Raw genomic sequence first — 14,031 nt, 5'->3', positions numbered from 1 at the left:
GAACACTTTCGGCACTCGGGTGCCCAGACGCCTCGACGCGCATCATACAGGGTTTGGGACCCCTCTCACAGGGGAAAAATACTCCGGCGAAATAACCGTCACCGCAAGCGACGAGCGTCTAAAATAAAGATTCAATAACAGGTCACACAGCTGAGGTATAGTCAATGTGGGCGATTTTGAGAGCTGGACGAAGCTACCGGGGAACCTGGGCTGCCCTGGCATTTTTCAGTTCCCTTTGGGCCGTTCATGGCGTCCAGGCCGAGGAAGGCTCGGCGCTTTCCACTTTAGAGAAACAACGCGAAACTTACCTTGAAGCCCAGCGCGCCCTGGGCCAACGGCAGATGCAGCGCTATCAAAGCCTAGCCGCCGAGCTGGAAGATTACCCACTGTTGCCCTACCTGCAATATCAGGAAATGACCCGCAGCCTGAGCCGGCTCACCAGCGACGAAGTGGCTAATTTTCTGTATCAGCATCCGTACAGCTACCTGGGCGAACAGCTCCGCCAGCGCTGGCTACACCACCTTGCCGGACAAGAGCGTTGGGACGAGTACCGGCAGTTCTACCATGCCGACCTCAGAGACACGCGCCTTAACTGTTACCAACTTTTCGCACGCCTACACAATGACGACATCAGCGCATTGGATGAAGTGGCGCCACTGTGGAATGTCGGGCAATCCCAGCCAAACGCCTGCGATCCGTTGTTTGCACGCTGGATGGAAGCTGGCCGGCTCACGCCAGAAATCGCCTGGGAGCGCCACAGCAAAGCTCTAAAAGCTCGCAATCGGGGCTTGGCCGCCTACGTGGGACGACTCATGTCCGAGGAGCAGCAGCGCCTGGCTGCACTCTACCGAGAAGTTGACCTCAACCCCGACCGCCTGAGTCAAATGGGTCGTTTTAGTACCCAATCTCCCCAGATGCGCGAAATCATTCTGCATGGACTGGATCGATTGGCCCGTCGTGATGCCCCCAAAGCTCTGCATCTGTGGCATCGCTACGACGCTCAGCAGTTATTTGAGGACCATGACCGACTGGAAATACAGCAGCACATTGCCACACGGTTGGTTTTCCAAAACAGGCATGGCGAAGCTGAAAAACTGCTGGCGCAGAGCCCCTACTTAACAAGCGACGATCTCACTGAACGTTTGATTCGAAATGCTTTACGCCAGCAGGATTGGCAAAGTGCCTATAATTGGCTTGAACAATTGCCGGAAGCCAGTCAGCAGACAGATCGCTGGCGCTACTGGCGCGCACGCCTGATGGAAGAATTGGAGCTGGAACCGGAACAAGGCCGCCCAAGCGCCAGAGATCTGTACGCGATGGTGGCCGCGACACGCGGTTTTTACGGATTCTTGTCAGCGGACATTCTGGGTTATGAATATCGGTTGCTGGACCGCCCGGTGGAAGTGACCGAGATTATGCTGAAAAACGTAGAGCAAATGCCTGGCATAACGCGTGCGCGTGAACTCCTGCTAACAGGAGACGTAACCAATGCCAGCCGGGAGTGGTTCCACACCACGCGGACACTGGATGCCCAATCCGTCATTGCCGCTGGCAAGCTAGCGGAGCATTGGGGTTGGTACCGCACCGGCATTCAGGCCACCATTCGTGCCCGCTCCTGGGACGACTTGCAAATGCGTTTCCCCCTGGCCTACCGGGAGCAGATGGACATTGCCGCCGAAGCAACGTCTATCAATCCGCATCTTTTGTTTGCCATCGCCCGCCAGGAAAGTGCCTTTATGGCCGACGCTCGCTCCCCTGCCGGCGCTTTGGGGCTGATGCAACTCATGCCCACCACAGCCCAATATACGGCACGGCGGGCCGGCATCCCCTACCGTAAGCACGACCTGTTAAGTCCGGAAACTAACATTGACCTGGGTAGCCGTTATTTGCACCAGCTGCTCAACGAGTTTAATGGTAACCGGATCTTGGCCGCCGCCGCCTATAACGCCGGCCCCACCCGTGTTCGGCAGTGGCTCGGCGCCACTGAGCGGAAGCTTCCCTACGATGTCTGGATCGAAACCATTCCATTCCAAGAAACCCGCGGCTATGTGCAAAACGTCTTAGCCTTCTCCGTTATTTACGGCTATCGACTGGGAGAGCTCAGCCCGGTCATCACCCCCGAAGAAGCTCAAAATCGATTGTAACCTGGCCCGGCTGCCCACTGTGTAATGCGAAGTTGCACAGTGGCGGCCAGATCCGAAACGACAATCGACACCAAACCCTTGGCAGAGATGGCGATAGCCTCTACTATGACGGTCGGCACTCCGTCGTATAACCTTCCCTGGGCTCACGCTCTAACTTTGCACTGGACTTGGCAGTAACTTCAATGTCTGAGCTACTCCCTCTGTTAGCCCGTCAGCCGATTTTCAATCGGAAAATGCAGGTGGTCGCCTATGAGTTACTGTGTCGGACCAGCGATGTAAACCAGGCCATCTTCGATAATGGCGACAGGGCTAGCTCCCAAGTCATTCTGCATACCTTCACTGACTTGTCCATTGCCAACGTGGTCGGGCAGCACCAGGCTTACATCAATTTCACCCGCACTCTGCTACTGACTCCGCCGCCGTTTGATCGCAGTCAGTTGGTCGTTGAAGTCCTGGAAGGCCAACAAATCGATGCCGAAATGCTGGATAGCCTTAAAATTTTAAAGGACCAGGGCTACACCATTGCCCTTGATGACTTCGTGCTGGGCCCTGAAACTGAACTTCTGCTCCCCTATGCCGACATCGTAAAGCTCGACGTGCTCGCCCTGAATGAGCGCCAGCTCCAAGAGCATATTGATTATTTGAAACCGAAAGGAAAAATCCTCCTGGCGGAAAAAGTGGAAACGTACGAAACGCTGGAGTTTTGTAAGCGCGTGGGCTTCGATTTGTTTCAGGGGTATTTTCTCGCGCGCCCAAAAATCATCAAGGGGCGCAAGGTTGCTGAGAGCAAACAAGCCGTCCTTCAGTTACTCAGCGTACTGCACGACCCGAACGTTTCGACAACCCAAGTGGAACGCCTGATTTCTCAGGACCCCATGCTGAGCTATAAACTATTGAAGCTGGTGAACTCCGCAGCGTTTGGCCTTCCCCGCACCATTGAATCTTTACGTCAGGCCATCACCCTTCTGGGCATGAATATCATCAAAAATTGGGTCAACCTGTTAGCCATGGCGAACCTGGGAGATAAACCCTTGGAGCTCAGCGTGGCAGCGCTCACCAGGGCTCGCATGTGCGAAACGATCGCTCAAGCTGGCCACAAAGGAGCCCGATGCGACACGTTCTTTACGGTTGGCTTGCTATCCACCTTGGACGCATTCATGGATGTACCGCTCGAATCCCTACTAACCAACATTTCACTCAGCCCAGAGATCACGACCGCATTACTGAAACACGAAGGGGATGAAGGTGTGGTTCTGAATATCGTTGCACACTACGAGCGCGGAGAGTGGGACCTGATCGACTGGAACTACTTAGAAAAACAACAGATCACGCCGGATGTGCTCTCGCACATGTACCTAGATGCCCTCGCCTGGGTATCTGACACCATGGATAATATGGCCATCAGCCGCAATTGAGTCCGCACTGAACAGGGCTGCAACCTAAGTTTGCACCTGACGCCGGACAAATTCCTCCAACTCCTGGCTGTCAAATGGCCAGTTCAGTTCCGCGTTCGAATTAGCCACGGCAATGACGGGGATCCGCACACCATAGCGTTCAATCAAGTCATCCGAATCTGCAATTTCCACCTCTTTCAACCATAGGCGCCGCGAGGCCAAATGCGGTTCAACTAAGGCGCGCGCTTGTTCACAAAGGTGGCAACCGCTCGTCGTGTAAAGGATTATCTGCTTCATGTGTTAACGCAATCGACTGTTGTCCGCGAGATGGCTGACCCGTTCTCCGCTATGTTTCCGCGCACATAAAGAACAGAAAAGTCGGCCAGCCCCTTAAGTGGCTATGGTAACCCACACATCCAGGTCGGGTAAAAGAGCAACAGGCGCGCCACAAAAAAGGGGGGCGTCAGCGCTAAAGCCAATAGCGGTAACTGAGCACGGAGCTCAACGCAATCAGCACTAAAAGCGTCAACCACAGCCGGCCAGAACCACTGGAAGCGCGCCCCGGGCCCGAGACTTCGACGGAAGATCGCGGCGGCAAGTGAGTGACCGGGCGAGACCGATGGATCGGGGCATGAGCCGTGCTGAGCCGTTCGACAGATGGAGCCGGTTGCGGTCGACTCTGCAGCCTCGGAGGTACAGAAATTTTGGAAGGCATCGCCCGCACGCTGGTTCGGCCCAAATCTTCAACGGGACCAATGACACCAAAACTCAACGTATCAAAGGACAGCTCATCACCCCGCCGCACCCGCGCCTCGGATACTCTTACGCCATTGAGATAGGTGCCATTGGCGGAGCCCAGGTCCTTAACGTACAGGAGCCCATCCTGGATTTCCAGGCGGGCATGGCGGCGGGACAAATGGGCCACGGCTAATGTGATATCACACTCACTGGAGCGGCCTACAAGAGTCGGGTTACGCACTGGATACACTCGCCCACCCAGCGCTACACTATTGGCTTTAAGTGTCCAAGTCGTTTTTTTCGTACTAAGGGACGGCGCGGATTTCTTGGGGTCAACCAGCTGCAACTCGATCTCGCCAAACGCTATGAGGTCTTTTTCCCGCAGTACATAGCCATCTGCCACTGGTTGGCCATTGACGTTTAACGGGTGATCAGGGGCGCAGTTTTTTAAAATAAGCTGATCGCCCTTGACCCGAATCTCAAACTGGCAATCCGCAACGACTGGACTGTTGATAACCAAGTGGTTACCGGCTTTTCTACCCACTTTGACGCCGGGCTCCACCAGCCAAATGGCACCGTATCGGTTCTTGGGATCGCGAAGTTTTAGCATTGCCGCTGTACCTGTGGTTGGATAATCCATTCCAGCCATTTAGGGCAGATAAAGCGACAATACCCCGCCGCCTAACGGCCCCTCGTTAGCCAAGTGTATGTAGCCCTGCCGTCCATGCGCGTGATGCAAAGCCGCTACCCGATGGGCAAACAGTAAACCTAAATTTGTGCTGCCGGTACTAAAAGAAACGCCGGCATTCTCAAGCAAGGGCGCGTCGAGCATCGCCTGCGGGTAGCCTCGACCATCGTCCGCTATCGCAAGACACAGCATACGGTCGACCACCTGTACACGAACCTCCATACGCTGGCGCGAGTAACGCACACAATTTACTAAGATATTATTGATTATGCCACCAATCAGATCACAGTCGAAATACCAACGCAGCTCTGGGTCACACACCACATCCACTTGCACGTTACGCGTTTGAAAAAGCATATCGTTACGCGCCAATTGATCTTCAATGACATCAACAACAACATGCTCATCCACCTGCACCATGATCTTTTCATGTTGCATACGATACAGCGCCAGAAGCTGCACAAGTTCGTTATTTATGCGCGAGGCCTCATAGCTAAGCGTGGAAAAGTACTTCTTTTGCGCGTCATTTTGGGGTGGCGCCTCCTGGACCATAACCTCCAGAGAATTCAGCAGCATTCCGAGGGAATTCTTCATGTCGTGAACACTGGACGCTAACACGAAGCTGAAATCCAATGTGTTTACCTGATCTTTGTCGGCTCGGCCGTTAGGGTCATCGTACATACTTTACTCCGAGTTTAAGCAGAACCTTTTCGCTCACATTGCTTGAGCAGATCCTGCAACTGTCGATAGCGCTGTAATTGCTCATGCCTGGCATCAATATGTTTGCCAACGAAATCCAAGGTTACACTCGCTTCAGCCAGTGTGGATTCGGTGATGCCCTGGGCCTCCATCTGATCGATCTGGGCTTGTGCCATATTCAGTCGAACGCCCAAGTGGTGCGGAAACTTTCTCAGCGCCAGCGCAAAATGCTCAATAGCACCGACATACTCTTTTGCTTCGTAGCAAGCAATTCCCTTTTTATTGATTTCGGCCACCAGCTTTCGGTTTTTATTGCTCGCTGGAACCTCTAGCAAATGATCGAGCTTCTGCAGTTGATTCTCGTCTCCCTCATGGCGTTTTACCAACTCACGCAGCAGCTTTTGTGCCTTTTCCTTTTGACCCAACGCATGATAAGCCTGCACCAGTTCAATCTCAGTATCCACACGACTGATGGGTTCAGACTGCAGCAAAGTTTCGGCCTCCGCCAATAATTGCTCACTTTTAGCCGTATCACCCTGACCGGAGTAGAGCTGGCTCTCCACCAACATCCGCTGCAGTTTGTCCTCGGGGCTTTTTCCAAAACGCTGGTCGTATTCTCCCAGCGCCTTGACGGCATCGCGGCTAATGGCTTTAGCTTTATCTCTGTCTTGGTGCCACAAACCGGCGGCGGTTCGCCCCAGGTTGAGGTAGTCACCTCCCCGCTCAAAGCAGGAATGCTCACCGAGCCGTACCGAGCGTTTGTAGGCACTCGCCGCGGTAATCATGTCGTTGTTGGCCATGGCGATATCGGCCAATTGTTGTTGCCGTAAGATTGATAATGGGGAAGCCGCCGCAGACTCCTGCAGCACGTCTTGAAGACGCTCGGTGGAGCCTTGTTCGCGCAGGATATCGACTTGCAGATCGTAAGCTTTCATGTAAAAAGGGTTGGTGGAAACGGCCTCTTCCAACCATTGCTGAGCGCCCAACAAATCGCCTTGGGCTTTTTTCACTTCAGCCAATCCCACCAACGCCCAATCCAGCGAGCGCTGCTCAAGCACCTTCTGGTAGACCATTTCCGCGGAATCATAATCGCCACGCTCGCAATACAAACGCCCCAGTAACTTCTGGCAGGCGCCGGCATAACGGCTGTCGGATTTAATTTCTTTCTGGCACAGGCCGATCGCGGTATCCAAATCGCCACCGTCGATGGCCTTGTGTATGGGCGCCAATACGGCGCGGCGCAACAGCAATCGATCCAGCCGCTGACGCAGTGCTTTCGTGGTAACTGGCTTAGCCAGGTAGTCGTCCGGCTCGCAATCGTATGCCGCCATAACGACATTCTTACTGGACTCGGCCGATACCAACACAAACAGACACTGGTTGCCGAGCAAGCGGCGTTGCCGCAAATCCTCAAGGACTTGCTGACCGTTCTTACCTTTACCCAAGTTGTAGTCACACAAAATCAGGTCGTATTGGTTGTCTTTACATTGGTGCAAGGCCTGCTGGCCATTACCCACCGTGTCCACGTCCCGTACGCCAAACTCCTGCAGCATTTTACTGACGGTCATGCGGAAGTTATCGAAATCGTCCACAATCAAAACCTTCAGCTTGCCGTAACCAGCATAAGCCATTGATTACCCTCTTCTACCGCACATCAATAGTGTCAGAATAGCTCACTTTCCCCAAGGAAGACGGATGAATTGACCCTGACGGCTAAGGGCCCATGCTCTATAATGCGCCCAAACCAATGGCCCAGGGGAAGCCCAATGCCCGAGTACCGATCCGACAGGCTTTATGCCGACCCCTTGGCGGGAGTCAGCCGCTTCGCCTTCGATCAGGCCGTGGTGGACGTGTTTCCCGATATGATCAAGCGCTCTGTACCTGGCTACGCAACCATTATCAATATGATTGGCGATCTGGCGGAGCGTTATGTGTTGTCCGGCAGCCGGTGCTACGATCTGGGCTGCTCTCTGGGCGCCGCCACCTTGGCGATGCGGCACCGCATTCGCGCCACGGACGTCAAAATAGTCGCTGTGGACAACTCCCCGGCGATGATCGAGCGCTGCCAACAAGTTCTGGCGGCAGATCCGGCAGAACCCGAAGTGGAGCTGATTTGCGCGGACATTCAGTCACTGCAACCAACCAATGGGAGTATGGCCGTACTGAATTTCACCTTGCAGTTTGTCCCTCTGGACCAACGCCTCGTTGTTTTGGAGCAGATTTACCAAGGGCTGAATCCGGGTGGCGTACTGATTCTTTCGGAGAAAGTGGTGTTTGAGGATCAAGTCCACAACGATTTGATGATTGAGCTGCACCACAACTTCAAACGCGCCAACGGGTACAGCGAGTTGGAAATCGCCCAAAAGCGCTCTGCTCTGGAACAAGTACTGCTTCCCGAGTCACTCGCGACCCACCGGGATCGCCTGCGTGCCGCCGGCTTTAGCAGTGTGGACGTCTGGTTTCAGTGTTTTAATTTTGCCTCTCTGATCGCCATTAAGTAGCCGTGTGTCAATGATTCAATATTATCAAGACTTACTCGACGCCCTGCCCCACACGGACCTGGCGGACTGGGCAGCCCAATTACCGAAGCAGCTAGCCGCCGGTCTTAGCGAGCAGCGCTATGGGGATTTGCCCAAGTGGCGCCAGTCACTGGCCCAGTTGCCTGACCTCCAACCTTCGGTTGTGGAACTGGACGGCAGCGTAACCGTGGGGCGCCCTGACGACTGCGACGACGCCACGCGAGCGGCGCTGCGCACGGCTCTGGAAGGGCTTATCCCTTGGCGCAAAGGCCCTTATTGGCTCTATGGCATTCATCTGGACACTGAGTGGCGTTCGGACTGGAAGTGGGACCGGGTGAAGCCTCATCTGGCACCCTTGAAGGACCGCTTGGTGCTGGATGTCGGTTGCGGCAATGGCTATCACTGCTGGCGTACTCTGGGCGAAGGAGCACGCCGGGTCATCGGCATAGACCCTTCACCTCGCTTTGTGGTGCAGTTCCAGGCCATTAAACAGTTGGCGGGGCGCCACTACCCGATTGATGTGTTACCCGTGGGAATCGAAGCCTTACCGGCAGATATGCAGGCCTTCGATACGGTGTTTTCCATGGGTGTGCTCTACCACCGCCGCTCGCCTATGGATCACCTGCGCGAACTCAAAGAAGCCCTGCGGCCCGGCGGTCAGCTGGTTCTGGAAACTTTGGTCATCGAAGGCAAGTTAGGCGAGGTGCTGGTTCCAGAGGGGCGCTACGGCAAAATGAACAATGTCTGGTTTCTTCCCAGCTGCCCAAGTTTACTCTCATGGATGAACAAGCTGGGTTTTAAAAACGCACGCTTGGTGGACAGTTCCACCACACGCCCAGATGAGCAACGAGCCACCGACTGGATGCGCTTTCAGTCACTATCGGACTTCCTGGACCCTGAAGATTCCAGCCGAACGGTGGAGGGCCACCCCGCTCCGGTACGAGCCGTATTCGTCGCGGAAACTTAGTGGGCGTACCACAAAATCGCAAAATAGTGGCACAAGGTGCCTGTGAGCACAAACAAGTGCCAAACAAAGTGGGCGAAGCGAATACGACTGTCCAGGACGTAGAAAACGACTCCCAGCGAGTAAGCCAAGCCCCCGCCCACCAACCACAAGATCCCAGGCAACGGCACGACTCGGGTCAACGGATGCAGGGCCACCAGAATCAACCAGCCCATCAAGAGATACAACCCCGTGGACCACACCGAATGGTTGAGCCAATTAAAGGCTTTTAACACCATACCCAGGGCCGCCAAACCCCAGACCACACCAAACAACGTCCAACCCCAGGGACCACTAAGGGCGCCCAGGGTAAACGGGGTATAGGTACCGGCGATTAACAGGTAGATAGCCGAATGGTCGATTATCTGACAAACGTCTTTGGCCCGCCCCGGTCGTAGAAAATGGTACAAAGTGGAGCAAAAGTACAGGACAATCATTGCCCCGCCAAACACCGAAACGCCCACCAGAAACGCGGGATCACCCAGCGTCAGACCGCGCGAAATGAGAAAAGGTAAAGCGACGATGGCCGCGAGCAATCCGACAAAATGGCTCAGGGTATTGGCCAGCTCTTCAGCGGCCGTTTGCGGCCGAACCGTCGCCAGATCGCCCTTAGCCATTCACTCCTCCAGGGGATGCAAAGAGGTGGTCAATCCAAACTCTTTATGAATCTGTGCGCACCATTGGTTTAGCCGCTCAATGGTTTTATCTTCCTGTTGATCTTCGTCAATGCCCAGACCGACAAATTCCCCAGCGCCGGGTATTTCCGCTTTCGATGCGTCAAACTCGTAACCTTCGGTGGGCCAGTGACCCACGATTTGTGCGCCGGATGAGACCACTACGTCGTGCAGCATGCCCATGGCGTCGAGGAAGTAGTCGCCATAACCAAATTGGTCGCCAAGTCCAAACAGCGCCACTTGTTTACCGGAAAAGTCCACGGCGGCGATATCATCCCAGAACTCTTCCCAATCGGATTGGATTTGTCCAAAGTCCCACGTGGGGATTCCCAAAATCACCTGCTGGTAGTGCCCAAACTCCAGTTGGGTGGCGTCGGCAATGTCATAAACGTCCACCACTGAGTCGCCGAAACACTGCTGAATTAAGTGAGCCACGCGCTCGGTATTCCCGTCGTCACTACCAAAAAACAATCCAATCTCGCCCACAGTTACCTCACGCCTCCTGAACAGAGTGCGGATTCTCCCAATATTGCCGGAACCACGCAAGAGTCCTACCTATCGAGTATTCAAAGGGTTCCTTGTTTTTCAGACCTCTTATCTGGGACGGTCCGGGAGTTAGAACTTTGATTAAGGCAGTCACCCTGGGTCCGGCGGAAAGTTTTGTGCTTTAGCCGAGTGCTACGAGTGGGGTAGGTACACCCGGACACGCCGTAAATACGTCCTTGTAGACTTGGCGTCGGAACGCCGCACCGCGACCTCCATGTCGGCGACAGTCCGGGAGCACCTACCCCACTCTCCGCTGTGCCACTCTTAAGGACTTGGGGAAATAAGATGTCGTGAGGAGTTCTGGCTACAAGCCCAGCCGATCTCTGCGAAACCATTGTAATTCCTATCGCGTAGGTTGGGTTGAGCTTGCGAAACCCAACAATCTACCTGCGCCACATTCAGCAATGGAGGCTTCGAACGATGAGCCCAGTACTTTGATCGAATGTGTTGAGGACGGTCCCGGAGGTAACTCCCCTAACCCTTCGAACCGATTGGTGCCGCTAAGCTCTTGGTTCTGGTTGCTTTGATTGCTCCACCCTGCTGCTTAGAATACCAATTTCCTAATCTCCCGGATTTAGCAAAGTGGCACAGCGGAGGGTGGGTTAGGTGCTCCCGGACTGTCGCAGACAGGACGTCTGCGTCAAGCCCCCAGGGAAGGGTTTACGGCGTGTCTGGGAGTACCTAACCCACCCGTAGCGCTCAACTAAAGTACAAAACTTTCCGTCAGACCCAGCGTGCCAATTAAGAGAATTGAGCCGGGAAAGCTAAGTTGCACCCTCCGACCGGCGAACCCAATCGACCCAAGCCTAAAGGCGGACAAGTAGCAGACCTGTGTTAAGAATGGTTAAATGCCACCGCAAGTCATGACAGCACCGACAGTCTGTAGCACACTTGCTTCGGTGAATGCCAAATTATGACAACACGGGTAGGTTATGGCCAAGCTGTTACTGATAGATGACGACCAAGAGCTCTGTCAGCTCTTGCAGGAATACCTCACCGCCGAGGGCTTTAGTGTCGACTTGGCACACGACGGCCAAGCTGCGTTGGAACAAGTGAATAAAGCGCCCTACGCCGTCATAATCTTGGACGTAATGCTTCCTATTCGCAGCGGATTTGAAGTACTCAAAGAACTGCGCCAACAGTACAGCACCCCAGTTTTGATGCTCACCGCCAAAGGCGACACCATTGATCGTGTTGTAGGCCTGGAGATCGGCGCCGACGACTACCTCCCCAAACCCTGTGACCCCCGTGAACTGGTGGCCCGAGTGCGCGCCGTATTGCGTCGCACCTCCCCGCACACGCCCACGGGCAGCTCTGCCGAACGTCTCAATGCCGAAGGCATCAGCCTGCATTTGGGCAGCCGTACCACCACCTGGCAGGATATCGAGATCCCCCTAACCGGCACAGAATTCAGCGTTCTGGAACTTTTGGTGCGCCAGGCGGGCAAAGTGATTGGCAAACAAGAACTTACTGAGCAGGCGCTCAACCGGAAGTTGACGCCCTATGACCGCAGTATAGATGTTCATGTCAGCAATATTCGCAAAAAGCTTACCGCCGCCGGTGCTCACAAGGACCTGATCATCAATGTCCGGGGTGCCGGCTACATGCTTACTGTCAGCGACAACAGCACCCAATGACACGACTGTACCTAAAAATCTTTTTCACCTTCTGGGTCATCACGGCGCTGATCATTGTGTCTACCAATGTCATTGTGCACTGGTTTGACCTGACCCCGGATCGCAAGCTGCACAAGCATCAATACGACCGCGAATACGAGCCGGCCCGCCGGCTGCTGTTTCAAATGGTCGGTTCGGCCATCAATCGCAACACCACCGAGCTGGCTGGCGATATGGAAGCTATGCCCGTGTGGTCCACTCAATATTTTTATATTGTGAATGCCCAGGAAGAGGACCTGCTGGGCCGCCCCCTGCCACCGGGCGTCGTTGAGCTGCTCCCGCGACTCACTGAAGACAGTCCTTTTGGCAAGGTGACTGACGAGCATCGAAAAATTTTCGGCCGTTACTTGTCCCTCAATGATGGTGAACGAGTGAAGGTCGTCACCCTCTCCTCCACAGCCGATCAGGCCAGGGACGTCGATGTCATTCAACAACTATTCCTGCGCAACATCTGGCCGCTTCTGCTGGTGTCGATTTTAATCTGTGGCTTTGCCTGTTTCTTCTTGGCCCGCTTCTTCTCTCGGGGCATTAATACCCTGCAAAAAGCCACTCATCGTATCGCCAACGGTGATCTGAGCGTTCGGGTAAGTCCTCAACTCGCCGGCCGCAGAGACGAAATTGCCCGTTTGGGACTCGATTTCGATCACATGACCGAGCGCCTCGAAAGAGCCATGTTTGAGCAAAAACGGCTGATCAAGGACGTCTCCCATGAATTGCGCTCGCCACTCGCCCGACTACAAGTAGCGCTGGGACTCGCCAAACAACGCAGCGACGGTAGCGTCGACCGGGAGCTGGATCGGGTGAAAAAAGCCGCTGATTATTTAGGCGATGTCATCTCCGATATCTTGGCACTGCCCGTTCACGAAAGTGGCAGCTGGGAGTTGGATGACACTTTGGATTTGCGTTCGCTACTCGACACGCTGGTGGAAAACTACCAGGGTGAAGCCGAACGCAAAAAAGTGCGCTTGCTGGTGCTGACCGATTTGGGTGAAGCCTTGGTGGCCACGCACGGCAATATGCTGGTAGGCGTCTTTGAAAATATTCTGCGCAATGCCGTCCATTACACCAGCCGTGATTCAGAAATTCGGGTGGAGCTTAGCTTCGTCCCAAACAAAAAAGCCTACTTAGTCGCCATTTGCGATACCGGACCCGGGGTTCCTGAAGAGAGTTTGGAAGATATCTTTCAACCTTTCTATCGCACCGACGAAGCTCGCAACCGGGAAAGCGGCGGCTACGGGTTGGGCCTAGCCATCGCCCAGCGCAGCGTAGCGCTGCATCAAGGAAGCATAGAGGCCCGCAACCTGCCGGAAGGCGGCCTGTGCGTTAGCGTCTTCCTACCCGCGGAAGAAGAAGCCCAGTAGCTGCGCTGACTTGAGCTTGTTCATAGTTCATCGTAAATCTGAAGACCGACGGCTACAGCGGGCGGAGTTTCGGAAACGCGGTGAACACGTCCGTGTGGCTCCTGCGCGCCATTGCGGCAACTGTTCTTCCGTTGCCCTACCTCCTGCATCCATGCAGTCGCCATGACGCGAAGGTTCCAAAACTCCGCCCCCTGCATCCGCCTCTGTGCCTCTAGCGACCTACGAAGTTCAAAAGATTCACCCCAACTCAACCCGAGTCTTAGCACCAACAATCTCTATAGGCACCAGGGGTGGTTGGGGAAGCTATTCCGTAACCCTCGCGCCATGGAAGGCGCGCGGGAACTACAAGGATGTATCCACCGCGTTTACGGAATAGCTTACCCAACCACCCCCTGTCAGCGTTCATGAGTCGCCAAATGGAGAACCTATGGGCATATCGTGCTTTACCCTGAAAGGGTTCAATTAGTTAGCTCAGCGTACCGTTGAGTACCGGCGGCTACAGGGGCGGAGTTTCGGAAGCGCGGTGGCCCTCGTCTGTGCCTTTAACGACCTACGAAGTTTTACAGCATCTCCACAACCCAACCCGACG

12 protein-coding genes are annotated in these 14,031 nt (G+C 54.7%); 6 read left to right on the top strand and 6 right to left on the bottom strand.

Features of this window, described 5'->3' with window-relative positions:
- The first annotated feature begins 164 nt into the window (after nucleotides 1–164).
- On the top strand, nucleotides 165–2,144 hold the full coding sequence (locus tag RBH33_RS02630; protein ID WP_306730565.1) for a transglycosylase SLT domain-containing protein: 1,980 nt from the start codon (nucleotides 165–167) through the stop codon (nucleotides 2,142–2,144).
- A 182-nt stretch (nucleotides 2,145–2,326) separates the two neighbouring features.
- The gene (locus tag RBH33_RS02625; RefSeq protein WP_306730564.1) at nucleotides 2,327–3,559 is read left to right on the top strand and encodes an EAL and HDOD domain-containing protein; all 1,233 of its coding nucleotides are present in this window, start codon (nucleotides 2,327–2,329) and stop codon (nucleotides 3,557–3,559) included.
- A gap of 24 nt (nucleotides 3,560–3,583) precedes the next feature.
- Here RBH33_RS02625 and RBH33_RS02620 read toward each other — a convergent pair whose 3' ends face one another.
- The 4 genes from RBH33_RS02620 to RBH33_RS02605 all read right to left on the bottom strand — a co-directional run bounded on the left by RBH33_RS02620 (nucleotide 3,584) and on the right by RBH33_RS02605 (nucleotide 7,294).
- Nucleotides 3,584–3,835 carry a glutaredoxin family protein gene (locus RBH33_RS02620; protein WP_306730563.1) on the bottom strand — a complete coding sequence of 84 codons (252 nt, stop codon included), beginning with the start codon at nucleotides 3,833–3,835 and terminating at the stop codon, nucleotides 3,584–3,586.
- Between the two features lie 172 nt (nucleotides 3,836–4,007).
- Entirely contained in the window at nucleotides 4,008–4,886 is an 879-nt protein-coding gene (locus tag RBH33_RS02615) for an FHA domain-containing protein (RefSeq protein ID WP_306730562.1), read from the bottom strand.
- A 39-nt stretch (nucleotides 4,887–4,925) separates the two neighbouring features.
- Nucleotides 4,926–5,645, bottom strand: coding sequence for a sensor histidine kinase (locus RBH33_RS02610; RefSeq protein ID WP_306730561.1), 720 nt, complete (start codon nucleotides 5,643–5,645; stop codon nucleotides 4,926–4,928).
- Between the two features lie 14 nt (nucleotides 5,646–5,659).
- A complete protein-coding gene (locus RBH33_RS02605; protein WP_306730560.1) occupies nucleotides 5,660–7,294 on the bottom strand; it encodes a tetratricopeptide repeat-containing response regulator in 1,635 nt (544 codons plus the stop codon).
- A gap of 135 nt (nucleotides 7,295–7,429) precedes the next feature.
- Between RBH33_RS02605 and cmoA the strand changes: the two genes are divergently transcribed.
- Together cmoA and cmoB are read left to right on the top strand one after the other, a co-directional pair.
- Nucleotides 7,430–8,164 (top strand): carboxy-S-adenosyl-L-methionine synthase CmoA, encoded by a 735-nt coding sequence (gene cmoA / locus RBH33_RS02600; RefSeq protein ID WP_306730559.1) that lies wholly within the window; start codon nucleotides 7,430–7,432, stop codon nucleotides 8,162–8,164.
- Nucleotides 8,165–8,174: 10 nt separating this feature from the next.
- Nucleotides 8,175–9,149, top strand: coding sequence for a tRNA 5-methoxyuridine(34)/uridine 5-oxyacetic acid(34) synthase CmoB (gene cmoB, locus RBH33_RS02595; RefSeq protein WP_306730558.1), 975 nt, complete (start codon nucleotides 8,175–8,177; stop codon nucleotides 9,147–9,149).
- Here cmoB and trhA read toward each other — a convergent pair.
- Together trhA and RBH33_RS02585 are read right to left on the bottom strand one after the other, a co-directional pair.
- Entirely contained in the window at nucleotides 9,146–9,802 is a 657-nt protein-coding gene (gene trhA, locus RBH33_RS02590) for a PAQR family membrane homeostasis protein TrhA (protein ID WP_306730557.1), read from the bottom strand. The genes cmoB and trhA overlap by 4 nt on opposite strands.
- Nucleotides 9,803–10,345: a flavodoxin gene (locus RBH33_RS02585; protein WP_306730556.1), complete on the bottom strand. Its 543-nt coding sequence runs from the start codon at nucleotides 10,343–10,345 to the stop codon at nucleotides 9,803–9,805.
- 992 nt (nucleotides 10,346–11,337) lie between these two features.
- On the opposite strand from RBH33_RS02585, the gene RBH33_RS02580 reads away from it, so the two are divergent.
- Both RBH33_RS02580 and RBH33_RS02575 read left to right on the top strand, forming a co-directional pair.
- On the top strand, nucleotides 11,338–12,042 hold the full coding sequence (locus tag RBH33_RS02580) for a response regulator transcription factor (protein WP_306730555.1): 705 nt from the start codon (nucleotides 11,338–11,340) through the stop codon (nucleotides 12,040–12,042).
- Nucleotides 12,039–13,442: an ATP-binding protein gene (locus RBH33_RS02575; protein ID WP_306730554.1), complete on the top strand. Its 1,404-nt coding sequence runs from the start codon at nucleotides 12,039–12,041 to the stop codon at nucleotides 13,440–13,442. Before RBH33_RS02580 ends, RBH33_RS02575 begins: the two co-directional genes overlap by 4 nt.
- Nucleotides 13,443–14,031: the final 589 nt, after the last annotated feature.

Origin of the sequence: Marinimicrobium hydrolyticum, from assembly GCF_030848505.1 — a bacterium.
Lineage (GTDB): Bacteria > Pseudomonadota > Gammaproteobacteria > Pseudomonadales > Cellvibrionaceae > JAVDDU01.
This window is presented reverse-complemented; position numbering and strand designations above follow the sequence as displayed.